Genomic DNA, 23,672 nt, shown 5'->3' on the forward strand with positions numbered 1-23,672 from the left:
CGACATGGCCCAGGACCCGTCGGACTACCTGGAGCGACGCCGGCTGCGGACCGGGGCGGCGGGCTGGGTCCTGCTCGCCGGGCTCGGCGTCAGCTACGTCATCTCCGGCGACTACTCGGGCTGGAACTTCGGCCTCGCCCAGGGCGGGTTCGGCGGGCTGCTGATCGCCGGCGTCGTCATCGCGGGCATGTACTTCGCGATGGTGCTGGGCATGGCCGAGCTGTCCTCGGCGCTGCCCGCCGCGGGCGGCGGCTACACCTTCGCCCGCCGCGCGCTGGGCCCGTGGGGCGGGTTCGCCACCGGCACCGCGATCCTCATCGAGTACGCCATCGCCCCCGCGGCGATCGCCACCTTCATCGGCGCCTACGTCGAGTCGCTGGGCCTGTTCGGGATCACCGACGGGTGGTGGGTCTACCTCGCCGCCTACCTGCTGTTCATCGGCATCCACATCGCCGGTGTCGGCGAGGCGCTCAAGGTCATGTTCGTGATCACCACGGTCGCCGTGCTGGGACTGGTGGTGTTCGCCGTCGCCGCGGTGCCGCTGTTCGACACCGCGAACCTCGTCGACATCGCGCCGACCGCGGCCGCCGGAGCGTCGCCGTTCCTGCCGTTCGGCTACCTGGGGATCTGGGCGGCGGTGCCGTTCGCGATCTGGTTCTTCCTCGCGCTGGAGGGCGTCCCGCTGGCTGCGGAGGAGGCACGCGACCCCGAGCGGAACGTGCCCCGCGGGATCGTCGCCGCGATGCTGGTCCTGCTCGTCACCGGGGCGCTGGTGCTGGTGCTCGCGACCGGCGCGCTCGGCGCGCAGGCGCTGTCGGAGTCGGGCAACCCGCTGGTCGAGGCGCTCGGCGGGTCGACCGCGGGGGTCGTGGTCAACTACGTCGGGCTGGCCGGGCTCGTCGCGAGCTTCTTCTCGATCATCTACGCCTACTCCCGCCAGACCTTCGCGCTGTCACGCGCCGGGTACCTGCCGCGGGTGCTGTCGGTGACCAACGGCCGCAAGGCCCCCACGCTCGCCCTGATCGTCCCCGGCGCGATCGGCTTCCTGCTCTCGCTCACCGGGCAGGGCGCGGTGCTGCTCAACATGGCGGTGTTCGGCGCGGCCCTGTCCTACGTGCTGATGATGGTCAGCCACATCGTGCTGCGCCGGACCGCGCCGGAGATGCCGCGGCCCTACCGGACCCCCGGCGGCGTCGTCACGACCGGGTTCGCGCTGGTCGTCGCCGTGCTCGCGGTCATCGCGACGTTCCTCGTCGACCCGGTCGCGGCGGGCGCGACCCTCGGCGCCTTCGCCCTGTTCATGCTGTACTTCGCGCTCTACTCCCGACACCACCTGGTCGCCGCGGCCCCCGACGAGGAGTTCGCGGCGCTGGCACAGGCGGAGGCCGAGCTCACGTGACGACCCGCAGGGCCTCCGTCGGGGGGCACACCCACGAGTTCGCGGACCTGCGGGCGCTGCTGGCCGCGGCCACCCCGGAACGCTCCGGGGACGTGCTGGCCGGTGTCGCCGCCCGCTCGGAGTCCGAGCGCGTGGCCGCCCAGACGGTGCTCGCCGACCTGCCGCTCGCGACGTTCCTGGAGGAGCAGGTCGTCCCCTACGACGACGACGAGGTGACCCGGCTGATCGTCGACTCGCACGACCGCGCGGCGTTCGCCCCGGTCGCGTCGATGACCGTCGGCGGGTTCCGCGAGCACCTGCTGGACCCGTCCACCGACACCACCGCGCTCGCGCCCGGCCTGACCCCGGAGATGGTCGCGGCGACGGCCAAGCTGATGCGGCTGCAGGACCTGATCGCCGTCGCGCGGCGCACCCCGGTCGTCACCGCGTTCCGCTCGACGGTCGGGCTGCCCGGCACGATGGCGACCCGGCTGCAGCCCAACCACCCCACCGACGACCCGGCCGGGGTGACCGCGTCCATCGTCGACGGGCTGCTGCTCGGCTGCGGCGACGCCGTCATCGGCATCAACCCGGCGACCGACTCGCCGCAGCGCACCACCGACCTGCTGCACCTGATCGACGAGGTGCGCACCCGCTACGACATCCCCACCCAGTCCTGCGTGCTCGCCCACGTCACGACCTCCATCGAGATCATGGAGCGCGGCGCCCCGGTGGACCTGGTGTTCCAGTCCGTCGCCGGCACCGAGGCGGCGAACACCGGGTTCGGGGTGACCCTGGCGATGCTGCGCGAGGCGCACGACGCGGCGCTGTCGCTGGGCCGGGGCACCGTCGGCACGAACTGCATGTACTTCGAGACCGGGCAGGGCTCCGCGCTGTCGGCCGACGCCCACCACGGCGTCGACCAGCAGACGCTGGAGGCGCGGGCCTACGCCGTGGCCCGCGCATTCGACCCGCTGCTGGTCAACACCGTCGTCGGGTTCATCGGGCCGGAGTACCTCTACGACGGCAAGCAGATCACCCGCGCCGGGCTGGAGGACCACCTGTGCGGGAAGCTGCTGGGTGTCCCGATGGGTGTCGACGTCTGCTACACCAACCACGCCGAGGCCGACGCCGACGACACCGACGCCCTGCTCACGCTGCTCGGCGCGGCGGGCTGCTCGTTCGTCATCTGCGTGCCCGGCGGCGACGACGTGATGCTGCACTACCAGTCGCTGTCCTTCCACGACGCGCTCTACGCCCGGCAGGTGCTGGGTCTGCGCCCGGCGCCCGAGTTCGGGACGTGGCTGTCCACGATGGACATGCTGGCGCCGGACGGGCGACTCAAGGAGCTCGCGCCGTCCGCGGTCCGGGCGCTCACGGCGGGTGTGCGGTGAGCGGGTCCGACCCGCTGGAGCTGCTGCGGGCCTCCACCCGGGCGCGGGTCGCGCTCGGCCGGGCCGGGGACGCGCTGCCGACCGCGCGGCTGCTGGAGCTGCGGGCGGCGCACGCCGCGGCTCGCGACGCCGTGCACACCCCGCTCGACGTCGACGCGCTCGCCGACCGGATCGCCGCGCTCGGGGTGGACACGCTGCGCGCCGCCGGGGCCCCGGCCGACCGCACCGAGTACCTGACCCGGCCCGACCTGGGCCGCCGCCTCGCCGACGGCACGGACCTGCCGCGCGGGGAGCACGACGTGGTGCTCGTCGTCGCCGACGGGCTCTCGCCCCGCGCGGTCGCCGAGCACGCCCCCGGGATGCTGGCCGAGATCCTCGACCGGCTCGACGGGTGGCGGGTGGCGCCGGTCGTCGTCGCCACCCAGGCCCGGGTCGCGCTCGGCGACGAGATCGCGACCGCGGTCGGGGCGCGGCACGTCGTCGTGCTCGTCGGGGAGCGGCCGGGGATGAGCTCGGTCGACTCGCTCGGGCTGTACTTCACCTACGACGCCCACCGGGGCCGCCGCGACTCCGAGCGCAACTGCATCTCCAACGTCCGCCCGCCGCACGGCACCGGCTACGCCGCCGCCGCGACCACCCTCGCCCTGCTGATGAGCGAGGCCCGGCGGCTGAAGCTGTCCGGGGTCGCGCTCAAGGCCGATCCGGCGCTGCCCCCGGGCGCTCCGGACGGCTGAACACCGCAGGCCGCTTCTCCAGGAAGGCCGCCATCCCCTCCGCCCGGTCCGGCGTGGCGAACAGCGCGTGGAAGGTCCGGCGCTCGAACCGCAGCCCCTCGGCCAGCGAGGTCTCCAGCGCGACGGCCACGGCCTCCTTCGCCGCGGCGGTGGCCGTCCGCGACATCCCCGCGATCGTGGACGCGACGGCGAGGGCCTCGTCGAGCAGGGTGTCCGCCGGGACCACCCGGCTGACCAGGCCGGACCGCTCGGCCTCCGCGGCGTCCATGGTGCGCCCGGTGAGGCACAGGTCCATCGCCTTGGCCCGGCCCACCGCGCGGGTGAGCCGTTGCGAGCCGCCGATCCCGGGGATGACCCCGAGCCGGATCTCGGGCTGCCCGAACCGGGCGGTGTCGGCGGCGACCAGCACGTCGCACAGCATCGCGAGCTCGCAGCCGCCGCCGAGTGCGTGCCCGGAGACGGCCGCGACGAGCGGGGTGCGCAGCCCGGTCAGGCCGTCCCAGCCGGCGAACAGGTCGGTCGCGACGACCTCGGCGTGCGACAGCCCGGCCATCTCGGCGATGTCGGCCCCGGCGGCGAACGCCCGGTCCGAGCCGGTGATCACCACCGCACCGACGGCCGGGTCGGCGTCGAAGGCCCGCACGGCGGTGATCACCTCGTGCATGAGCTCCTGGTTCAGCGCGTTGAGCGCCTTCGGCCGGTCCAGCCGGACCAGCCCGACCCCCTCGGCCGGGGTGCTGACGACGATGGTGGTGTACCCGGTCACGACTGGTCCCTCCGGATGTCGGTGATGATCGCCGAGAAGTCCTGGGTGCGCGGGTCGCGCGCGGTGAACTCGGCGTAGCGCTCGGTGGCGCGCCTGCCGACCGCGGTGTCGACGCCGGCCTCGGCGGCCGCGGCGTCGGCGAGCCGCAGGTCCTTGAGCATGAGCTGGGCGGCGAACCCGCCGGTGAAGTCCCGGTTGGCCGGGCTGGTGGGCACCGGACCGGGCACGGGGCAGTTGGTGTCGACCGCCCAGCACCGGCCGGACGAGGTGGACAGGACGTCGTAGAGGGCCTGCGGTTCCAGCCCGAGGCGCTCGGCCAGCACGAACGCCTCGGCGACCACCACCATCGACGCGCCGAGCACCATGTTGTTGCACATCTTCGCGACCTGGCCCGCGCTCGGCCCTCCGCAGTGGACGGTGCGCTTCCCGAGCACGGCGAGGACCGGCCCCGCCGCGTCGACGGCGGCCTGCTCGCCGCCCACCATGAAGGTGAGCGTCCCGGCCTCCGCACCCACGACGCCGCCCGAGACGGGGGCGTCGACCGACGGGTGCCCGGTCGCGGCGGCCCGCGCGTGGGCCGCCCGGGCGGAGGCGACGTCGATGGTCGAGCAGTCCACGAACAGCGCACCGTCCGGTGCGGCCGGGAGCAGCTCGTCGTGGACGGCCAGCACGTGCCCGCCGGTGGGCAGCATGGTGATCACCACCTCGGCGTCGCGGACGGCGTCGGGGCCGGTGGGGTGCACCGTCACCCCGGCGGCGGCCGCGGTGTCGCGGGCCGCCGGGGCCGGGTCGTACCCGGTGACCTCGTGCCCGGCGGCGACCAGGTTGGCGGCCATCGGGCCGCCCATGTTCCCCAGTCCGACGACGGCGATCCGGCTCATCGGTCCTCCCCCAGTCCCAGCTCGTCGGTGTCGGTGAGCGGCGCGAAATAGCCGTCCACCAGGGTGTCGTCGACCTGTTCGAGCACCGGTGGGTTCCAGCGCGGGTTGCGGTCCTTGTCGACGACCTGCGCGCGGATCCCCTCGACCATGTCCGGTTCGGTGAGGCAGCGCAGCGACACCCGGAACTCCTGGTCGAGCGCGTGCTCCAGCGACGGGAGCCGGCGCGCCCGGCGGACCGACTCCAGCGCGACCTTCACGCACGACGGCGAGCGCTGCCCGATCGTCTTGGCGGTGTCCTCGGCGTCGGGCACGCCGGACGCCGAGAGCCGGGCGACGATCTGCTCGGCGGTGCCGTCGGCGTAGCAGCGGTCGATCCACCAGCGCGACGCGCCGAGCCCGGCCTCGGGCTCGGGGGCGGCGAGGTGCTGGAGCAGGTGCCCGAGGTGCTCGTCGAACGCGGTGCCGGTCACCCGGACGTCGCCGAGCGCGGCGAGCAGCGCCGGGACGGTGTCGGTCGGCAGGTACCAGTCGGCCAGGCCCATGGCCAGGGCGTCGCCCGGGCCGAGCCGGCACCCGGTCAGCGCGGCGTGCGTGCCGAGCTCACCGGAGGCACGGCCGAGCAGCCAGGTGCCCCCGACGTCCGGGACGAACCCGATCCCGGTCTCGGGCATGGCGATCTGCGTGCGTTCGGTGACGATCCGGTGGCTCGCGTGGGCCGAGACCCCGACCCCGCCGCCCATGACGAGCCCGTCCATGACCGCCACGAACGGCCGCGGGTAGCGGGCGATCCGGGCGTTCAGCCGGTACTCGTCGCGCCAGAAGTCCCGGGTCGCGGTGCCGCCGGCCCGCGCGTCGTCGTGGATGGCGCGGATGTCGCCGCCCGCGCACAGGCCGCGCTCGCCCGCGCCGGTCAGCAGCACGGCGCCGATCCCGTCGTCGTGCTCCCAGTCGTCGAGGGCCGCGGCGATCGCGCGGACCATGTCGTGGGTCAGGGCGTTGATCGCCCGGGGCCGGTCGAGCTCGATGTGCCCGATCCGGCCGGTGCGGGTGAGGCGCACGTCGCCGCAGGTGGTCACTGGTCCGCTCCCATCAGTCCGCGGGAGACGATCACGCGCATCACCTCGTTGGTGCCTTCGAGGATCCGGTGCACGCGCAGGTCCCGCACGATCTTCTCGATGCCGTACTCGGCGAGGTAGCCGTAGCCGCCGTGCAGCTGCAGGGCGGTGTCGGCGACGTCGTGGCCGGTGTCGGTGGCCAGCCGCTTGGCCATGGCGCAGAGCCGGGTCGCCCCGGGTTCGTCCGCGTCGAGGGCCCGGGCCGCGCGGTGCAGCAGCAGCCGGGCCGCGGTGAGCTCGGTGTGGGCGTCGGCGACCCGGAACCGCAGCCCCTGGCGCCGCGCGAGCGGCGCCCCGAACGCGGTGCGGTCGGTGAGGTGGGCGACGGCCCGGTCCAGCGCGGCGCGAGCCCCGCCGAGCGAGCAGGCGCCGATGTTGAGCCGGCCGCCGTCGAGCCCGCCCATCGCGATCCGGAAGCCCTCGCCCTCGGCCCCGAGCCGGTCGTCGTCGGACACCCGCACCCCGCGCAGCACGACCTGCCGGGTGGGCTGGGCGTTCCACCCCATCTTGGGCTCGTCCGGGCCGAACGCGAGCAGGTCGCGGGCGACGAGGAACGCGCTGATGCCGGCGGCGCCGGGCCCGCCGGTGCGGGCGAACACCAGGTAGCGGTCGGAGGTGCCCGCACCGGAGATGAACTGCTTGACGCCGTCGAGGACCCAGTCGTCGCCGTCGCGGACGGCGGTGGTGCGCAGGGCCGCGGCGTCGGAGCCGGCGTCGGGTTCGGTGAGGCAGTAGGAGGCGAGCTCGTCCATCGCGCACAGCGCGGGCAGGTACCGCTCGCGCTGGGCGGCGGTGCCGTGCCGGTCGACCATGCCGGTGACCATGTTGTGGATCGACAGGTACCCGGCCAGCGACGGGCAGCCGGTGGCCAGCGCCTCGAACACCAGCGCGGCGTCCAGCCGGGACAGTCCCGTCCCGCCGTGGTCCTCCGCGACGTACAGCGCGGCCATGCCCAGCTTCGCGGCCTCGCGGAGCACGTCGACCGGGAAGTGCTTGTCGCGGTCCCACGCCACCGCGTGCGGCGCGAGGCGCTCGGCGGCGAAGGTCTCGGCCGTGGCGACGAGGTCCCGCTGGAGGTCGGTCAGCTCGGCGGTCTCGGCGTACCGGGCGGTCACGACATCGTCGGGATCACGAAGGAGGCGCCGTCCTTGATCCCGGAGGGCCAGCGCGAGGTGACGGTCTTGGTGCGGGTGTAGAAGCGGAACGCGTCCGGGCCGTGCTGGTTGAGGTCGCCGAATCCGGAGGCCTTCCAGCCACCGAAGGTGTGGTAGGCGATCGGGACCGGGATCGGCACGTTGACGCCGACCATGCCGGTCTCGACCTTCGCCGCGAAGTCGCGGGCGGCGTCGCCGTCGCGGGTGAAGATCGCGACGCCGTTGCCGTACTCGTGGGAGTTCGCGATCCGCAGCGCCTCGGCGTAGTCGGCAGCCCGGACCACCGACAGCACCGGGCCGAAGATCTCGTCGCGGTAGAGGCCCATGTCGGTGGTGACCCGGTCGAACAGCGTCCCGCCGACGAACCAGCCGCCCTCGGCGCCCTCCGGTGCGGGCACCCCGCGCCCGTCGACGACGAGCTCCGCGCCCTCGTCGACGCCCGCGTCGATCGCGCCGGTGACCCGCTCGACCGCGTCGGCCCCGACCAGCGGCCCGAGGTCCGCGGTCTCGGAGTCCGAGCGGCCCAGGACCAGGCCACGGGCACGCTCGGCGAGCTTGGCGACGAGCCGGTCGGCGGTCTCCTCCCCCACCGGGACCGCCACCGAGATCGCCATGCAGCGCTGCCCGGCCGAGCCGAACGCGGCGCCGGACAGCGCGTCGGCGGCCTGGTCGAGGTCGGCGTCGGGCAGCACGACGAGGTGGTTCTTCGCCCCGCCGAAGCACTGCGCGCGCTTGCCGTGCGCGGTGGCGGTCGCGTACACGTGCCGGGCGATCGGGGTGGATCCGACGAACCCGACGGCGGCGACGTCGGGGTGCACCAGCAGGGCGTCGACGGCCTCGCGGTCACCGTGCACGACGTTGAGCACGCCCGGGGGAAGCCCGGCCTCGGCGAAGAGCTCGGCGATCCGGACCGGCACCGACGGGTCGCGCTCGGACGGCTTGAGGATCACCGCGTTGCCGCAGGCCAGCGCGGGTGCCGCCTTCCACAGCGGGATCATGGCGGGGAAGTTGAACGGCGTGATCGCCGCGACCACGCCGAGCGGCTGGCGCATCGAGTAGACGTCGATGCCCGGTCCGGCGTCGGTGGAGTACTCCCCCTTGAGCAGGTGCGGGGCCCCGGCGGCGAACTCGACGACCTCGAGCCCGCGCTGCAGGTCGCCGCGGGCGTCGGGGAGCGTCTTGCCGTGCTCGGAGGACAGGAGCGCGGCCAGCTCGTCGGCGTGGGCGTTCGCCAGCGCCAGGAAGCGGAGCAGGACCCGCGCCCGGCGCTGGGGGTTCCACGCCGCCCACTCCCGCTGCGCGGCCACCGCGGTGCGCACGACGTCGTCGACGTCGCCCGCACCGGCGAGCCGGACCCGGCTACGGACGGTTCCGTGGTTGGGGTCGAAGACGTCGGAGAATCGCGCGGACGCACCCGTCCACGGTTTTCCGGAAACGAAATGGTCGATGACCTCGGACATGGGAGTGCCCCGTTCGACGAGATGGAAAAGGAGCCGGAACGGCGTCCGCGACAGCGTCCGCCTTGGCCCCACGACCATAAAGTCGGACGTCCATCTATGTCCACCACCTGCGTGGATGTGTTCCGGAACACCATCTTTCGTCGAACTCCAGGCATGCCGAGAACCGGACTGGGCATCGGACCCGTCCGGTTCTCTGACGCGTATTCAGGGTGTCATCGAATGGCGTCCACCTCCCGCCGGGACTTCCCGTCGTACTGCGCGACGGGACGGATCAGGACGTTGTGTGCGGCCTGTTCGATCACGTGCGCGGTCCAGCCGCTGATCCGCGACATCGCGAACAGCGCGGTGAACAGCGGGGTGTCGAACCCCATGAGGTGGAACAGCGGACCCGCCGCGTAGTCGAGGTTGGGGCGCAGCCCCTTCTCGCGGAGCATCGCGCCGGCGAGGACCTCGTAGTGCGCCATCAGGTCCCGGCCGCCGCGCATCTCCGCGACCCGTCGCATCTGCGCGTGCAGCGCGGGCACCCGCGAGTCGCCGCGCTTGTAGACCCGGTGCCCGAAGCCCATCACCCGCTCGCCGGCCTCGAGCCGGGCGGCCAGCCAGTCGTCGACGTGGTCGGGGTCGCCGATCTCGGCGAACTGGGTCATCACGGCCTCGTTCGCCCCGCCGTGCAGCTCGCCCTTGAGCGCTCCGAGCGCGGCGACGACCGCGCTGTAGAGGTCCGACCGGGTGGAGGTGACGGTCCGGGCGGCGAAGGTGGAGGCGCTGAAGCCGTGGTCGGCGTAGAGGATCATGGCGATCTCGAACGCCCGCACGACCTCCGGTTCGGGGACCTCCCCGAAGGTCATGTGGAACACGTTCTCGGCGTGGCCGAGGCCGGGGTCCGGTGGGATGGGGTCCAGGCCGCGGCGACGCCGCTGGTCCAGCGCGACGACCGTCGGCAGCACCGCGAGCAGCTCCACGGCCTTGTCCGCACTCGCGTCGGTGGAGCGGTCCGCCGTCGCGGGGTCGGCGGCGCCGATCCGGCTCACGGCGGTGCGCAGCACGTCCATCGGGTGGCAGTCGGTCGGCAGCGACAGCAGCATCGCCTCGCACGCGGGGTCCAGCGCCCGCAGCGACCGTTCGCGACGCTCCAGCGCGGCGAGCTCCGCCGCGTCCGGCAGCTCGCCGGTCCACAGCAGGTGCGCCACGTCGAGGAAGGTGTGGCGCTCGGTCAGCCCGGGCGCCGGGTAGCCGCGGTAGAGCAGCACGTTGCGGCAGGGGTCGACGTCGGAGATCGACGTCGTGTCGGCGACGACCCCCACCAGGCCGCGCCGGACGTGGGTGTCCCTCGGGTTCTCGGTCATCGGTGTCCTCCTCCGGCGGGAGCCGCGGCGCGGTCCCGGGTGCGGTCGCCGCCGTGGGCTCCGGGCGGGAGCGCGCCGGCGGGACCTCGTGGTGTTCCTGCGTCGCGCGGGTCCCGGCGGCCACGGTCGGTGGCGGCCGGGGCCCGCGGGCCGGTGACGGGGTGGATCACGACGTCCATGCCGAGGGCGGCGAGCTGCGTGACGGTGGGCAGCAGGACGGGGGTCGGGTCGCCGCCGGTGACCGTGGTCGCGGTCACGAGCAGCGGGACGGCGAGGGCCTCGCGCAGGACCGTGTACGCGGTCCGCGACACGGGCGCCTCGACGACGATCACGTCCGCACCGGCGCCGACACAGGCGCGGGCACGGTCGATGGTCTCGATCAGGCCGCCGGCGGCGCCGGCGGTGGTGCGGACCCCGATCAGGAGGTCCGGGTCGTGGCGGACCCGCACGGCGGCGCGGACCCGGGCCGCGACGTCGTCGGCCGCGTGGTCGGCGGGATCGGTGTCGTCGAGGTGCACACCGGACGCGCCGGCGGACTCGAACCGGGCGACGTCGTCGGCGTCGCCGTCACCGCCCAGGTCCACGAGGACCGGCAGCGGGGTGGCCCGCACGATCCGCGCGGTCAGCGCGACCGGCTCCTCCATGCCCGCGGTCGCCGCCGTCACGTGGACGCCGTCGAGGCCGAGTGCGGCGACCTGACGCGCGGCCGCGGTGGTGGTGACGGTCTGGAAGCGCAGCGGTCGCGCCCCCGGCCGGGCACGGCCGAGCGCCGCGCGCAGCCCGGTCCGCCTGCGGACCGGGGGGACGTCGGTCTGCAGCATCAGCGCACCCGTTCAGCCGTGGAACTGCTCGGACTCGGTGGACCCGGCCAGCGCCGTCGTCGACGACTCCGGGTTGACCGCGGTGGAGACCGCGTCGAACCAGCCGGTGCCGACCTCGCGCTGGTGCTTGATCGCGGTGTAGCCGTCGGCCTCGGCGGCGAACTCACGCTCCTGCAGCGCCACGTAGGAGGTCATGCCGTTCGCGGCGTAGCCCTTGGCCAGGTCGAACATCGAGTGGTTGAGCGCGTGGAAGCCGGCGAGGGTGATGAACTGGAACGCGTAGCCCATCGCGCCCAGCTCACGCTGGAAGCGGGCGATCGTGTCGTCGTCGAGGTGCTTGCGCCAGTTGAACGACGGCGAGCAGTTGTAGGCGAGCAGCTGGTCCGGGAACTGGCCCTTGATCGCCTCGGCGTACTTGCGCGCCAGCTCCAGGTCCGGCACCGAGGTCTCCATCCACAGCAGGTCGGAGTACGGCGCGTAGGCCAGACCGCGGGTGATGCAGGGCTCGATGCCGCCGGTGACCCGGTGGAAGCCCTCCGCGGTGCGCTCGCCGGTGAGGTAGGGCCGGTCACGCTCATCGACGTCGGAGGTGATCAGGTTGGCGGCCTGGGCGTCGGTCCGGGCGACGATCACCGACGGCACGTCGGCGATGTCGGCCGCGAGCCGCGCCGCGTTCAGCGTGCGGACGTGCTGCGAGGTCGGGACCAGCACCTTCCCGCCCAGGTGCCCGCACTTCTTCTCCGACGCGAGCTGGTCCTCCAAGTGCACGCCCGCCGCCCCGGCGGCGATCATGGCCCGCATCAGCTCGAAGGCGTTGAGCGGACCGCCGAAGCCCGCCTCGGCGTCGGCGACGATCGGCACCAGCCAGTGCGGGTCGTCCCCGCCGTCGGCGGCGGCACGGCCCTCCAGGGTGCTGATCTGGTCGGCCCGCAGCAGCGCGTTGTTGATCCGGCGCACCACCGACGGCACCGAGTTCGCCGGGTAGAGGCTCTGGTCGGGGTAGGTCTGCCCGGCCAGGTTGGCGTCGGCCGCCACCTGCCAGCCGGACAGGTAGATCGCCTCCAACCCGGCGCGCACGCTCTGCACCGCCTGGTTGCCGGTCAGCGCGCCGAGTGCGTGCACGTAGTCGCGCTCGTGCAGCAGCCGCCACAGCCGCTCGGAGCCCAGACGGGCCAGGGTGTGCTCCTCGCGGACGCTGCCGGCCAGCGCCACCACCTCCTGTGCGGAGTGCCCGCGGGTGGTCCCGGCCCAGCGCGGGTCCTGCGCCCACTGCCGCTCCAGCTCGTCGATCCGCTCCTGGCGATGGGTCCCGGTCATGTCGTGCTCCTCTGCGAAGGTCTCGTCCGTGTCCGCGCTCACGGCCCGGCCGGTGGTGACCGGAGGGTGTGGCGATCTCTCGAACGGAGCGCGACCAGCATCGGAGCCGGGACCGGGGTCCGGCGACGGTGGCGACCTGCCAACTCCTGCGCATCTTCCGGCCGGATTCTGCGAAGGTTGCGAAGGGTGTCCTCGGCTACAGTCCGCAGCATGGCGACCTCAGGCATCCCGGGGACCCGGTTGCGCGCGCTGCGCGAGACCCGCTCGATGAGCCAGGCCCAGCTGGCCCGCAACCTGGAGATCTCGCCCAGCTACCTCAACCAGATCGAGCACGGCTCGCGCCCGCTGACGGTGCCGGTCCTGCTACGGATCACCGAGGTGTTCGGCGTCGACGCGGCGTTCTTCGCGGCCCGGCGGCCCGAGCGTCTCGTCGCCGAGCTGCACGAGGTGTTCGCCGAGACCACCTCGGCCGCCGGGTCGGTCCCGGTGGGCCAGATCGAACGGCTGGCCGCGGAGCTGCCCTCGGCCGCCGACGCGGTGCTGGAGCTCTACCGGCGCTGGCGGCGCGCCGACGAGCACCTGGCCGCGGCGGCCGACGGCCCGCGCGACGGCAGCGACCGGGTCCGGTCGGCGTCCCCGCACGAGCAGGTGCGCGACTACTTCTACCGGCGCCGCAACCACGTCGCCGAGCTCGACGACGCCGCCGAGACCCTGGCCACCGGGATCGGGGTCCGGCGCGGCGAGGTGCGGCGCGCGCTGGCGGAACGGCTGCGCAGCATGCACGGCGTCGGCATCGCCGGGCTGGAGGACGACCGCGGCGGCGCCGGCGAGCTGCACCGCTACGACCCCGTCGACCGGGTGCTGCGGCTCTCGCCCACGCTGCGCGCCGGGCAGCAGGCGTTCCGGATGGCGACCCAGCTCGCCCTGCTGGAACACGACGACACGATCGAGGGCCTCGCCGCGCAGGAGCCCGTCGACGCCGACACCCACACGCTCACCCGGATCGGCCTGGCCCGGTACTTCGCCGCCGCCCTGACCCTGCCCTACGGCGAGTTCCGCACGACGGCGGAGACCTTCCGCTACGACATCGAGCGCCTGTCCGACCACTTCGGACAGGGCTTCGAGACGATCGCGCACCGGCTGTCGACGCTGCAGCGCCCGTCGGAGCCCGGGGTCCCGTTCTCGTTCGTGCGGGTGGACCGGGCGGGGAACATGTCCAAGCGCCAGTCCGCGACCGGCTTCCACTTCTCCCGCGGCGGCGGGACGTGTCCGCTGTGGAACGTCTACCGCGCCTTCGCCTCCCCCGGCGAGATCGACGTGCAGGTCGCGGCCATGCCCGACGACGCCCGCTACCTCTGGGTCGCGCGCACCGTCACCGGCTCGCAGCGCCGCTGGGGGCGGCCGGGCAAGACGTTCGCGATCGCGTTGGGCTGCGAGCTGCGCCATGCCCACCGGCTCGTCTACTCCGACGGGCTCGACCTCGACAACCCCGCGGCGGCCACCCCGATCGGCGCGGGGTGCCGGGTCTGCAGCCGGACCCGCTGCCCCCAGCGGGCCTTCCCGCGGCTCGACCACGCGACCCAGATCCTGGAGGACCGCAGCACCTTCGTGCCCTATCCGGTGTCGACCGGCGGCTGAGCGGCCGGAGCAGCGGGGTCAGCGCCTGCCGAACTCCACGGGGTGGCGGTTCAGGACGCCGCAGACCGCGTGCTCGTGGTCGCGGGTCGCGGCCAGCCGGGTGAAGTGCGAGGCCTGCAGCGCGCGGGCGCCGTCGGCGTCGAGGTCGTGCGCACGGCCGACCGCGGCCTTGGTCGCCTCGACCGCCAGCGGTGCCCGCGTGGCGATCCGGTGCGCGCGCCCGCACGCGGTCCGCAGCAGGTCACGCGCCGGGACGACCGTGCCGACCAGCCCGGTCCGCAGCGCGGTCGCCGCGTCGCAGCGCTCCCCGGTCAGCAGCATCTCCCGGGCCGGACCGAGACCGATGAGCCGCGGCAGCCGCCAGACGCTCATGATCAGCCCGACGTTCACGCCCGCCGCGACGAAGAACGCGTCGTCGGCCGCGACGCGGATGTCGCAGGCCAGCGCGAGCTCGAGCCCACCGCCGACCGCTCCCCCGGTGACGGCGGCGACCACCGGGACCCGCAACTCCTCGATCCGGTCGGTGAGCCGCAGGACCCCGTCCAGGAAGTCCGCGGAGGTGCCGTCGTCGCGGGCCCGTCGTTCCTCGCCGAGGTGCCCGCCCGCACTGAAGTGGCCGACCCCGGTGAGGACGAGCGCCCGGACCGCGGTGTCGGCCTCCACCGCGTCGAGCGCGCGCCCGACCGCCGCCCGTACCGGGGCGGAGAGCGCGTTGGCGGGCGGATGGTCCAGGGTGAGGACGGCGACGTACGGGCCGTCACGGGTCAGTCGCACCCCCGGTGGGTCCACCGGGTACTCGGTCGGGGCGGTCGGGTGGAGGCTCATGGGCACCTTCCGGGCGACGGCACCCCGGCCCGCCCGTGATCGACGGGCGGGCCGGGGTGCGGGGAACCGGCGGTCGGCCGGTGGCGGGACGGCACCGGGTCAGGCCGGGCCGGGCACCTCGCGGCGGGCGGCGCCCTCGTACGCCGCGAGCGGGCGGATCAGCGAGTTCGCGGCCAGCTGCTCGGAGATGTGGGCGGTCCACCCGGTGATCCGCGACATCACGAACAGCGGCGTGAACATCGGGATGTCGAACCCCATCAGGTGGTAGAGCGGGCCCGCCGGATAGTCGAGGTTGGGGTGCAGGCCCTTCTCCCGCAGCATCGCCGCGGCCAGCGCCGAGTGGGTGGCCAGCAGCGTGCCGGCGCCGCGGAGCTCGACGACCTGTTCCAGCGCCGCCTGCAGGGTCGGCACCCGCGAGTCGCCGCGCTTGTAGACGCGGTGCCCGAAGCCCATGATCTTCTTCTTCTGCGCGAGCGCGTCGGCCAGCCACGCCTGCGCGGCGTCCGGGCCGTCGATCCCGGCGAGCATGTGCATCACGGCCTCGTTCGCGCCGCCGTGCAACGGCCCCTTGAGCGCACCGATCCCGGCGACGACGGCGCTGTAGAGGTCCGACAGCGTCGAGGTCACCACGCGCGCGGTGAACGTGGAGGCGTTGAAGCTGTGCTCGGCGTAGAGGATCATCGAGACCTCGAATGCCCGGACGACCTCCGGTTCCGGGACCTCCCCGAAGGTCATCCGGAAGAAGTTCGCCGCGTAGCCCAGGTCCGGGTCGGGCGCGATCGGGTCCAGTCCGCGCCGGCGCCGCTGGTCGATCGCGACGACGGTCGGCAGTGCGGCCAGCAGCCGCAGCGACTTCTGCGCGTCGGCGGTCGGGTCGTCCTCCTGGGCGTCCTCGGAGCCGAGCCAGCTCACCGCGGTGCGCAGGGTGTCCATCGGGTGGCAGGTGGTGGGCGTCGACAGCAGCAGCGCCTGCAGGCTGCGGTCGATCGGGCGCAGTGCCCGCTCCTGCGCCTCCAGCCGGGCCAGCGCCGCCGGGTCGGGCAGCTCGCCGTGCCACAGCAGGTGGGCGACGTCGAGGAAGCCGCGGTGCGCGCAGAGGTCCTGCACCGGGTAGCCGCGGTAGAGCAGCGAGTTCGTGTCGGCGTCGACCTTCGAGATCGCCGTGGTGTCGGCGACGACGCCGGCCAGTCCCTTGCGGACCTCGGGCGGGGTGTCGATGACGGTCATGCGGGGTCCTCCTCCTGATATCCGGCGAGGCGGGCGTCGAAGGCCGCGTACTCGTCGTAGCCGAGCAGCTCGTAGAGGCGTGCGCGGGTCTGCATCCGGTCGACGACGCCGGACTGGGTGCCGGTGCGCCGGATCTCGGCGAGCCCGGCCTCGGCGGCGCCCATGGCCAGACGCAGCAGGGTCACCGGGTAGATGACGACGTTCATCCCGAGCCGGGCCAGGGTGTCCGCCGTGAGCAGCGGGCTCCTGCCGAACTCGGTCATGTTCGCCAGCAGCGGGACGTCGAGCGCGTCGCGGAACGCCGCGTACTCGCTCTCCGAGGTCAGCGCCTCGACGAACACCATGTCCGCGCCGGCGTCCACGTAGGACCGGGCACGGGCGACGGCGGCGTCGAGCCCCTCGACGGCGCGGGCGTCGGTGCGCGCGCAGAGCACGAGGGCGTCGTCGCGGCGGCCCCGCACGGCGGCCCGGATCCGGGTGCACATGTCCTCGGTGGACACGAGCTCCTTGCCCGCGAGGTGGCCGCAGCGCTTCGGGTCGACCTGGTCCTCCAGGTGCAGGCCGGAGACGCCGGCGTCCTCGAAGGACTGCACGGTGCGCGCGACGCACGCCGGGCCGCCCCAGCCGGTGTCGGCGTCGACGAGGGTCGGCAGGTCGGTCTGCCGGGCGATCGTCGCGGCCCGGGCGGCGACCTCGGTGGCCGTCGTCAGCCCGACGTCGGGCAGCCCCAGCTCCGCCGACAGCACCGCACCGGAGACGTAGGCGCCGTCGAAGCCCTGGTCGGCGACGAGCATCGCCGACAGCGCGTTGAACGCCCCGGGGAACTGCAGCAGCCGCCCGCTCGCCAGCGCCTCGCGGAACGCCACCCGGCGCCCGTGCGCGGTGGTGGTCGTGCCGAGCATCAGAACACCCCGCGGCCCGGGGCGCCCGCGAGCGACACCGGGACGACGGTCAGCTCCCCCAGCTCGCCCGCGTCCAGCTCGGGCAGCCGCAGGGCGTGGTCGAGGAAGCGGTCCTGCTCGACGCGGTCGACGGTGTCGCGGGCCAGGTCGCGGAACTTGCCGACGTACTGCTCGCGGCCGAACGGGCGGGCGCCGAGCGGGTGCGCGTCGGCGACGGCGATCTCGTCGACCAGGGTCGACCCGTCGGTGAGGGTGATCTCCACCCGGCCGCCGAACGCCTTCTCCGCGGGGTCGTGGGAGTGGTAGCGGCGGGTCCACTCCGGATCCTCGACGGTCGAGATCGCGTGCCACAGGCGGACCAGCTCGCCGTCGGCGGCACGGTGCGGCGGGTAGGAGCGCTCGTGGTGGAAGCCGCCGTCGAGCAGCGCGACCGCGACGATGTAGGGGATCGAGTGGTCCAGGGTCTCCCGGGACGCCTGCGGATCGTACTTCTGCGGGTCCCCGGAGCCGGAGCCGATCACGTAGTGGGTGTGGTGGCTGGTGTGGATGACGATGCTGCGCACCGCGTCCGGGCCACCGGCCTCGCGCAGCCGCGGGCCGAGCCGGCGGGCCAGGTCGATCAGCGCCTGGCTCTGGTACTCGGCGGAGTGCTCCTTGGTGTAGGTCTGCAGGATCGCCTGCGGCGCCTCGCCCGGCGCCGGGAGCGGCACCGTGTAGCCGGCGTCCGGGCCGTCGAGCAGCCAGGCGATCACGCCGTCCTCGCCCTCGTAGATCGGCGACGGCGCGCCCTCCCCGAGCATCGCCCGGTCGACGGCCTCGATGGCGACCTTGCCCGCGAAGGCGGGGGCGAACGCCTTCCACGACGAGATCTCGCCCTTGCGCGACTGCCGGGTGGCGGTCGTCGTGTGCAGGGCCTGCTGCACGGCCTGGTAGGTGACCTCGGTCGGCAGGTCGAGCAGCGCGCCGATGCCCGCGGCGACCGAGGGGCCGAGGTGGGCGACGTGGTCGATCTTGTGCTGGTGCAGGCAGATCCCGGTGACGAGCGCGACCTGCACCTCGTAGGCGACCGCGATCGCCCGGGTGAGCGCGGCGCCGTCGGCACCGGTGTGCTGGGCGACGGCCAGCAGCGGCGGGATGTTGTCCCCGGGGTGGGAGTAGTCGGCCGCCAGGAACGTGTCGTGGAAGTCCAGCTCCCGCACCGCGACGCCGTTCGCCCATGCCGCCCACTCCGGCGAGACCCGCTCCCGGGTGCCGAACACGACCGAGCCCGCACGGTCCGCGGCCGCCGCGTGCCGCAGCGCCTGCGCCCGGGCGGCGACGACCGGGCCGCGGTCCAGCGACGCCGTCGCCACACCGGCGTTGTCGACGAGCCGGTTCACGACCATGTCGGCGACCTCGGCGGGCGGGGCGACCGGGTCGGCGGCCACCTCCGCGATCTTCCAGGCGAGCTGGTCGGTGCGGGCGAGGTTCTCCTCGCTGCGGTGCACCCGGACCTTGTGGTCGACGGTCATGCGGGCTCCTCCTCGTGAACGGCCGGTCGGCCGTGGGACCGACACTCGCGCAGCGGGGAGGTGGGGGGCCAGGACGTGTACGTGGTGAATCCGAACCGGGTAGCCGGGCCGATCTGCGAAGGGTGCGAAGACCCGGCTCAGGAGCGGCGGCCTCCCGGGCGGGGAAGGACCAGCGGGGTCCCGGTGAGCGGGTCCGGCATCACCAGCGCGTCCACCCCGAACACCGAGGAGACGAGCTCCTCGGTCACGACGGCGGACGGCACCCCCTCCGCGACGATCCGCCCGTCGCGCACGGCGATCAGGTGGTCGGCGTAGCGGGCGGCGAGCTCCAGGTCGTGCAGCACCATCACGACGGTGCGGCCCTGCTCGGCGTTGACCACGCGCAGCAGGTCGAGCACGTCGAGCTGGTGGGCGAGGTCGAGGAAGGTGGTCGGCTCGTCGAGCAGCATCGTCCCGGGCCCCTGGGCCAGGACCAGCGCGATCCAGGCCCGCTGCCGCTGCCCGCCGGAGAGCTCGGCGACCGGCCGGTCGGCCAGCCCGGTCAGGCCGGTCGCCGCGAGCGCGCCGGAGACGGCGGCCTCGTCCTCGGCCGACCACTGCCGGAACCAGCGCTGGTGGGGATGGCGCCCGCGTCCGACGAGGTCGGCGACGGTGATGCCGTCCGGGGTCGTCGGCTGCTGCGGGAGCACCCCGAGCCGGCGGGCCAGGTCGGTCGCCGGGAGCCGCGCGATCTCGGCGCCGTCGAGCAGGACACGTCCCGCGGCGGGCCGCAGCAGACCGGCGAGCCCCCGCAGCAGGGTGGACTTGCCCGAGGCGTTGGGCCCGACGATCACGGTGATCCGCGACGCCGGGACGGTCACGGACTGGTCGTCGATCACGACCTGCCCCGGGTGGTGGCCGAGGGTCAGCCGTTCACCGGACAGGGTCATCCGCTCGCTCCGATCCGGTTGGCGCGCACCAGCAGCGCGATGAGTACGGGCGCCCCGACGACGGCGGTGACGACCCCGACCGGCAGCTCCCGCGGCGCGAACACGGTCCGGGCCGCGAGATCGGCGACGACGACCACGAGCGCGCCCGTCCCGGCCGAGGCGAGCAGGCCGGGGCTGCGTTCCCGGAGCACCCTGCGCACGATCTGCGGCGCGACCAGCGCGACGAACCCGACCGGCCCGGCCGACGCCGTCGCCAGCGCGGACAGCCCCACCGCCGCGGCCAGCATCACGGTGCGGGCCCGCCCCGCGCGGGGGGACAGCGACCTCGCCAGGTCGTCCCCCAGCTCCAGGACCTGGAGCCGGCGGGCCGCGGCGAGCACGACGGGCAGCAGCAGGCACAGCCCCGCGGCGACCGGCGCCACGTCCGGCCACGAGCGGCCGGACAGGCTGCCGACCAGCCAGACCGCCGCCGAGTAGGCCACGTTGACGTCGGCGCGGCTCAGCAGGAACGTCGCGGCCGAGCCCAGCATCGCCGCGACGCCGATCCCGACCAGCACGAGCCGGTAGCCGGAGAACCCGCCCCGCCAGGCGACCGCGTACACGGTGAGCGCGGCGAGCAGCGCACCGGTGAGCGCACCGCCGGTCACCCACGCCGCCGAGGCCCCCCACACGACGATCATCACGACGGCGCCCGCGGACGCCCCCGCGTTGATCCCGATGACGTCCGGGCTGACCAGCGGGTTGTGGGCGAGCCGCTGCAGCACGGCCCCGGCGACGCCGAAGGCCGCGCCGACCAGGACCCCGGTCAGCGCCCGCGGGAGCCGGTGGGTGACGACGAGGTCGTAGGAGATCAGGGTGCCGTTCCCGGCGAGGGTGTCGAGCACGGTCCCGAGCGGGAGCGGGTACTCCCCGACCGTGACCGCGACCAGCCCGACGGCCACCGCCGCCGTCCACGTCGCGAGGCCCAGGACCAGGCCACGGACGCCGATCCGGGCCGACACCGGCCCGCGGCGCAGGACCAGGGTCGCGCTCACAGGGCCGCCACCCTCCGGGTCCGGACCAGGTACAGGAACGCGGGCCCGCCGAGCAGGGCCGCGGTCACCCCGAGATGGACCTCCTCGGGGGCGATGACGACCCGGCCGACGACGTCGGCGAGCAGCGCGACGCCGGCCGCGAGCAGCGCCGAGAGCGGCAGCACCCACCGGTGGGCGGCACCGACCAGCGCCCGCGCCGCGTGCGGGGCGACGAGCCCGAGGAACACGACCGGCCCGGCCAGCGCGGTCGCCGTCCCCGCCAGGACGACGACGGCGACGAGACCGGCCATCCGCGTCGGGCCGGGACGGGCGCCGAGGCCGCGCGCGGCGTCCTCCCCCAGCGCGACGGCGTCGAGGCGCCGGACCAGTGCGACCGCCAGCACGACCCCCACCAGGGCGAACGGCAGCGCCTGGCCGACGGTGGCGAGGTCCGCCCGGGCCAGCGACCCGATCACCCAGTACCGGTAGCGGGCGAACAGGTCCCGGTCCAGCAGCACGAACGCCGAGGTGACGGCCGTGAGCAGCGCGGAGACCGCGGCACCGGCCAGCGCGAGCTTGACCGGTGTCACGCCGTCGCGGCCCGACCCGCCGATCGCGTACACGGCCACCGCCGCGCACGCCCCGCCGAGGAAGCCGAACCACACGTACCCGGTGAGCGACCCGACCCCGGCGGTCATCGTCGCGATCATCGCCGCCGCCGCGCCGGCGTTGATCCCGAGCGTGTCCGGGCCGGCGAGCGGGTTGCGTGTGATGCCCTGGGCCACCGCGCCGGCGAGCCCGAGGCAGGCTCCCGCGAGCAGACCGCACAGGGTGCGGGGCAGCCGGACGTGCCGGACGACGAAGTCGGTCCGGCTCCCGGTGAAGTGCAGCAGGCCGGTCGACAGCTCGGACCAGGTCAGTGGCCGGGCCCCGACCTTCATCGACAGCACCGTGGCCACGAGGACGACGGCCACCGCGCCGGGCAGGGCCCAGGGCGCGGCGGACCGGACCCGGACCGCGGACGCCGGGCTCACTCCGGATGGACGAGGTCGGCGACCCGCTCCGCCGCGTAGGGCCCCCGGATGCCGGCGGCACGGTCGGCGAACAGGAACGGGTACACGCGTCCCTCGCGGACCGCCGTGCTCCCGGCGAGCGCCGGGTCGGCCCGGATCTGCGCCACGTCGGCCTCGCCGTCGGCGACGGTGGTGGCGGCGTCGCAGCAGGTCGAGGTCAGGATGACGTCCGGGTCCCGGGCGATCAGCTCCTCCTTGGACACCGCGACGTGCCGGCGCTCGGTGAGGTCGCCGAAGGCGTTCTCGGCACCGGCCATCTCGAGGACCCGGGTGCCGAAGTCGATGCCCGAGGCGACCCGGTAGCTGCCGTCGTCGTCGTTGAGCAGGATCGCGACGCGGGGCCGCGGCGCCCCCGCCACCCGCTCCTGCACCGCGGTGACCTTGGCCTGCAGCTCACCGACCAACTCCTCGGACCGTTCCGCGGCGCCGAGGACCCGGCCGAGCGAGCGCAGGTCGGCGTAGACCGTCTCCATCGACACCTGTCCCGGGTCGATGGCCTCGTCGGACAGCCCGTCGGCCGACGGGCACAGCGGTGCGTTGACCCAGGTCCGGACGCCCAGCGCCGCCAGGTCGGCCCGGGTGCTGATCGACTCGTCCCCGGTGGTGGCGAACACGTTGTTGTAGCCGGCGAGCACGAAGTCCGGCTCCGCCGCGAGCAGTGCCTCGCGCTGGGGCAGGTCCTGGGTGTAGGGCTTTCCCTGCTGTGCCGCGGCGTACGGCTCGACGACCTGCGCGTCGAGGAACGCGGTGCCCACCAGCCGGTCGGACAGTCCCAGGGCGTGGACGGTCTCGATCGCGGGCTGGTAGAGCGCGTAGATGCGCTCGGGCGGCGCCGGGACCGTCACCTCGATCCCGCAGTTGACCTCGGTGACGGCACCGGCCGCGTCCGGCGCGGCCGCCGGGGCAGGCGGCCCGCCGCAGGCGGACAGGGCGAGCACCGCGGCGGACAGGACGGCGACCGGCAGGACCCGGCGGGGGACGGACATCGCAGCTCCTCGTCGATCGGCGACAGCCGAAGGTTGACGAACTGTTCATATGTCACGGTGTGGTGCGGGCGCCACCGTTCCCGGATGTCCGGAACATCACTCCTGTCCGGCTGCGGTCAGCCGCTGACCCGCGGGTGGACGTCGGTGGGCCAGTTGTCGTCCGCCGCCCCGCGCGCCTCCTGCCGGGTCGTCCCGTCCCGCGACGGGTCGGTGGACGCGGCGTCGGCGTCGGCGTACTGCTCCCGGATCGCCTCCTGCGCCGACTCCGGCAGCTCGTGCAGCATCGCCTGGACCCGCTCACGGCGGCGGTGCACCGCCTGCCGGTCCGGCATCCCGGTCGAGGCCACGAGCTGCGGCTTCATCTCGGGACGCCCCTCCAGCTCACCGCCGGCCTCCTCCATCTCCCGGGCGGCCTGGGCGGCGTCCTTCTCCTCCGACATCCCGATCGGCCCCTCGCGACGCCCGTTGAGGAACTGCGCCACGACCGGCTCGTCGGAGGTCAGCAGCACCTCCCGCGGACCGAACATCGACAGGTGCTTGCGGTAGAGCAGCCCGATGTTGTCCGGGACCGTCTGCGCCGAGTTGATGTCGTGGGTGACGATCAGGAACGTCGAGTCCGTCATCGCGTTCAGATCGATGATCAGCTGGTTCAGGTACGCCGTCCGCACCGGGTCCAGACCCGAGTCCGGCTCGTCGAACAGAATGATCTTCGGATCCAGCACCAACGCCCGCGCCAGCCCCGCCCGCTTACGCATACCGCCCGAGATCTCACCCGGCAGCTTGCCCTCGGCACCGACCAGACCGACCATGTCGATCTTCTCCATGACGATGTCGCGGATCGCCGACTCCGACTTGCGCGTGTGCTCCCGCAACGGGAACGCGATGTTGTCGAACAGGTTCATCGACCCGAACAACGCACCGTCCTGGAACAGCACCCCGAACAGCTTCCGGATCTCGTACAGCTCGGACTCCGAGCACTTGCACAGGTCGACGCCCTCGATCACGATCGACCCCCGCTCCGGCTTGAGCAGCCCGATCAGGGACTTCAGGAACACCGACTTACCGGTACCCGACGGTCCGAGCAGCACCGACACCTCGCCCGCGGGCAGCGTCAGGGTCACGTCCGACCAGATGTTGGCCCGACCGAAGGACTTCGTCAGTCCCTCGACCTTCACCTCGACACCCGTCATGGGGTCACGTCT

At 74.2% G+C, this 23,672-nt stretch carries 21 protein-coding genes; 4 read left to right on the forward strand and 17 right to left on the reverse strand.

Going from position 1 to position 23,672, the window contains the following annotated elements; translation table 11 throughout:
* Positions 1-4 precede the first annotated feature (4 nt).
* The 3 genes from eat to eutC are packed head-to-tail and all read left to right on the forward strand — an operon-like array spanning position 5 to position 3,506.
* Complete coding sequence (gene eat, locus KPL60_RS17780; protein WP_226350434.1) at positions 5-1,399, forward strand: ethanolamine permease; 1,395 nt, start codon at positions 5-7, stop codon at positions 1,397-1,399.
* The gene (locus KPL60_RS17785; RefSeq protein WP_226350433.1) at positions 1,396-2,772 is read left to right on the forward strand and encodes an ethanolamine ammonia-lyase subunit EutB; all 1,377 of its coding nucleotides are present in this window, start codon (positions 1,396-1,398) and stop codon (positions 2,770-2,772) included. The genes eat and KPL60_RS17785 overlap by 4 nt, the downstream gene beginning before the upstream one ends.
* Complete coding sequence (eutC, locus tag KPL60_RS17790) at positions 2,769-3,506, forward strand: ethanolamine ammonia-lyase subunit EutC (protein WP_226366526.1); 738 nt, start codon at positions 2,769-2,771, stop codon at positions 3,504-3,506. The genes KPL60_RS17785 and eutC overlap by 4 nt, the downstream gene beginning before the upstream one ends.
* On the opposite strand, the gene KPL60_RS17795 is transcribed toward eutC, so the two are convergent.
* From KPL60_RS17795 to aceA, 8 genes are all read right to left on the reverse strand, one after another.
* A complete protein-coding gene (locus KPL60_RS17795; protein WP_226366527.1) occupies positions 3,463-4,272 on the reverse strand; it encodes an enoyl-CoA hydratase in 810 nt (269 codons plus the stop codon). The genes eutC and KPL60_RS17795 overlap by 44 nt on opposite strands.
* Positions 4,269-5,153, reverse strand: coding sequence for a 3-hydroxyisobutyrate dehydrogenase (gene mmsB / locus KPL60_RS17800; protein ID WP_226366528.1), 885 nt, complete (start codon positions 5,151-5,153; stop codon positions 4,269-4,271). The genes KPL60_RS17795 and mmsB overlap by 4 nt, the downstream gene beginning before the upstream one ends.
* The gene (locus tag KPL60_RS17805) at positions 5,150-6,229 is read right to left on the reverse strand and encodes an enoyl-CoA hydratase/isomerase family protein (protein ID WP_226366529.1); all 1,080 of its coding nucleotides are present in this window, start codon (positions 6,227-6,229) and stop codon (positions 5,150-5,152) included. Before KPL60_RS17805 ends, mmsB begins: the two co-directional genes overlap by 4 nt.
* Complete coding sequence (locus KPL60_RS17810) at positions 6,226-7,383, reverse strand: acyl-CoA dehydrogenase family protein (RefSeq protein ID WP_226350428.1); 1,158 nt, start codon at positions 7,381-7,383, stop codon at positions 6,226-6,228. The genes KPL60_RS17805 and KPL60_RS17810 overlap by 4 nt, the downstream gene beginning before the upstream one ends.
* Positions 7,380-8,882 (reverse strand): CoA-acylating methylmalonate-semialdehyde dehydrogenase, encoded by a 1,503-nt coding sequence (locus KPL60_RS17815; protein ID WP_226366530.1) that lies wholly within the window; start codon positions 8,880-8,882, stop codon positions 7,380-7,382. Before KPL60_RS17815 ends, KPL60_RS17810 begins: the two co-directional genes overlap by 4 nt.
* Positions 8,883-9,094: 212 nt before the next feature.
* Entirely contained in the window at positions 9,095-10,228 is a 1,134-nt protein-coding gene (locus KPL60_RS17820; protein WP_226366531.1) for a bifunctional 2-methylcitrate synthase/citrate synthase, read from the reverse strand.
* Entirely contained in the window at positions 10,225-11,049 is an 825-nt protein-coding gene (locus tag KPL60_RS17825; RefSeq protein WP_226366532.1) for an isocitrate lyase/phosphoenolpyruvate mutase family protein, read from the reverse strand. Before KPL60_RS17825 ends, KPL60_RS17820 begins: the two co-directional genes overlap by 4 nt.
* 12 nt (positions 11,050-11,061) lie before the next feature.
* Complete coding sequence (aceA, locus tag KPL60_RS17830) at positions 11,062-12,366, reverse strand: isocitrate lyase (protein WP_226366533.1); 1,305 nt, start codon at positions 12,364-12,366, stop codon at positions 11,062-11,064.
* A 210-nt stretch (positions 12,367-12,576) separates the two neighbouring features.
* Between aceA and KPL60_RS17835 the strand changes: the two genes are divergently transcribed.
* Positions 12,577-14,004, forward strand: a complete 1,428-nt coding sequence (locus KPL60_RS17835; protein WP_226366534.1) for a short-chain fatty acyl-CoA regulator family protein — start codon at positions 12,577-12,579, stop codon at positions 14,002-14,004.
* A gap of 18 nt (positions 14,005-14,022) precedes the next feature.
* Here the strand turns inward: KPL60_RS17835 and KPL60_RS17840 are convergent, their stop codons facing one another.
* The 9 genes from KPL60_RS17840 to KPL60_RS17880 all read right to left on the reverse strand — a co-directional run bounded on the left by KPL60_RS17840 (position 14,023) and on the right by KPL60_RS17880 (position 23,660).
* The gene (locus KPL60_RS17840) at positions 14,023-14,829 is read right to left on the reverse strand and encodes an enoyl-CoA hydratase/isomerase family protein (protein ID WP_226366535.1); all 807 of its coding nucleotides are present in this window, start codon (positions 14,827-14,829) and stop codon (positions 14,023-14,025) included.
* A 99-nt stretch (positions 14,830-14,928) separates the two neighbouring features.
* Positions 14,929-16,056, reverse strand: a complete 1,128-nt coding sequence (locus KPL60_RS17845) for a bifunctional 2-methylcitrate synthase/citrate synthase (RefSeq protein ID WP_226350418.1) — start codon at positions 16,054-16,056, stop codon at positions 14,929-14,931.
* Positions 16,053-16,958 (reverse strand): methylisocitrate lyase, encoded by a 906-nt coding sequence (prpB, locus tag KPL60_RS17850; RefSeq protein ID WP_226366536.1) that lies wholly within the window; start codon positions 16,956-16,958, stop codon positions 16,053-16,055. Before prpB ends, KPL60_RS17845 begins: the two co-directional genes overlap by 4 nt.
* Positions 16,958-18,469 (reverse strand): MmgE/PrpD family protein, encoded by a 1,512-nt coding sequence (locus KPL60_RS17855; RefSeq protein WP_226366537.1) that lies wholly within the window; start codon positions 18,467-18,469, stop codon positions 16,958-16,960. Before KPL60_RS17855 ends, prpB begins: the two co-directional genes overlap by 1 nt.
* A 137-nt stretch (positions 18,470-18,606) precedes the next feature.
* Positions 18,607-19,398 carry an ABC transporter ATP-binding protein gene (locus KPL60_RS17860; protein WP_226366538.1) on the reverse strand — a complete coding sequence of 264 codons (792 nt, stop codon included), beginning with the start codon at positions 19,396-19,398 and terminating at the stop codon, positions 18,607-18,609.
* Positions 19,395-20,432: an iron chelate uptake ABC transporter family permease subunit gene (locus tag KPL60_RS17865; RefSeq protein ID WP_226350414.1), complete on the reverse strand. Its 1,038-nt coding sequence runs from the start codon at positions 20,430-20,432 to the stop codon at positions 19,395-19,397. Before KPL60_RS17865 ends, KPL60_RS17860 begins: the two co-directional genes overlap by 4 nt.
* Positions 20,429-21,445, reverse strand: coding sequence for an iron ABC transporter permease (locus tag KPL60_RS17870; RefSeq protein WP_226366539.1), 1,017 nt, complete (start codon positions 21,443-21,445; stop codon positions 20,429-20,431). Before KPL60_RS17870 ends, KPL60_RS17865 begins: the two co-directional genes overlap by 4 nt.
* Positions 21,442-22,470 (reverse strand): ABC transporter substrate-binding protein, encoded by a 1,029-nt coding sequence (locus KPL60_RS17875; protein ID WP_226350412.1) that lies wholly within the window; start codon positions 22,468-22,470, stop codon positions 21,442-21,444. Before KPL60_RS17875 ends, KPL60_RS17870 begins: the two co-directional genes overlap by 4 nt.
* A 116-nt stretch (positions 22,471-22,586) precedes the next feature.
* A complete protein-coding gene (locus KPL60_RS17880; protein WP_226350411.1) occupies positions 22,587-23,660 on the reverse strand; it encodes an ABC transporter ATP-binding protein in 1,074 nt (357 codons plus the stop codon).
* Positions 23,661-23,672: the final 12 nt, after the last annotated feature.

Source organism: Pseudonocardia sp. ICBG162 (assembly GCF_020496225.1).
Lineage (GTDB): Bacteria > Actinomycetota > Actinomycetes > Mycobacteriales > Pseudonocardiaceae > Pseudonocardia > Pseudonocardia alni.

Bases quoted from the DNA above. Each gene is read 5' to 3' on its own strand.
- eat (WP_226350434.1), top strand. From the start codon at position 5: ATGGCCCAGGACCCGTCGGACTACCTGGAGCGACGCCGGCTGCGGACC.
- KPL60_RS17880 (WP_226350411.1), bottom strand. From the start codon at position 23,660: ATGACGGGTGTCGAGGTGAAGGTCGAGGGACTGACGAAGTCCTTCGGT.
- KPL60_RS17875 (WP_226350412.1), bottom strand. From the start codon at position 22,470: ATGTCCGTCCCCCGCCGGGTCCTGCCGGTCGCCGTCCTGTCCGCCGCG.
- KPL60_RS17825 (WP_226366532.1), bottom strand. From the start codon at position 11,049: ATGCTGCAGACCGACGTCCCCCCGGTCCGCAGGCGGACCGGGCTGCGC.
- KPL60_RS17820 (WP_226366531.1), bottom strand. From the start codon at position 10,228: ATGACCGAGAACCCGAGGGACACCCACGTCCGGCGCGGCCTGGTGGGG.
- KPL60_RS17860 (WP_226366538.1), bottom strand. From the start codon at position 19,398: ATGACCCTGTCCGGTGAACGGCTGACCCTCGGCCACCACCCGGGGCAG.
- prpB (WP_226366536.1), bottom strand. From the start codon at position 16,958: ATGCTCGGCACGACCACCACCGCGCACGGGCGCCGGGTGGCGTTCCGC.
- KPL60_RS17855 (WP_226366537.1), bottom strand. From the start codon at position 18,469: ATGACCGTCGACCACAAGGTCCGGGTGCACCGCAGCGAGGAGAACCTC.
- KPL60_RS17840 (WP_226366535.1), bottom strand. From the start codon at position 14,829: ATGAGCCTCCACCCGACCGCCCCGACCGAGTACCCGGTGGACCCACCG.
- aceA (WP_226366533.1), bottom strand. From the start codon at position 12,366: ATGACCGGGACCCATCGCCAGGAGCGGATCGACGAGCTGGAGCGGCAG.
- KPL60_RS17835 (WP_226366534.1), top strand. From the start codon at position 12,577: ATGGCGACCTCAGGCATCCCGGGGACCCGGTTGCGCGCGCTGCGCGAG.
- KPL60_RS17815 (WP_226366530.1), bottom strand. From the start codon at position 8,882: ATGTCCGAGGTCATCGACCATTTCGTTTCCGGAAAACCGTGGACGGGT.
- KPL60_RS17845 (WP_226350418.1), bottom strand. From the start codon at position 16,056: ATGACCGTCATCGACACCCCGCCCGAGGTCCGCAAGGGACTGGCCGGC.
- mmsB (WP_226366528.1), bottom strand. From the start codon at position 5,153: ATGAGCCGGATCGCCGTCGTCGGACTGGGGAACATGGGCGGCCCGATG.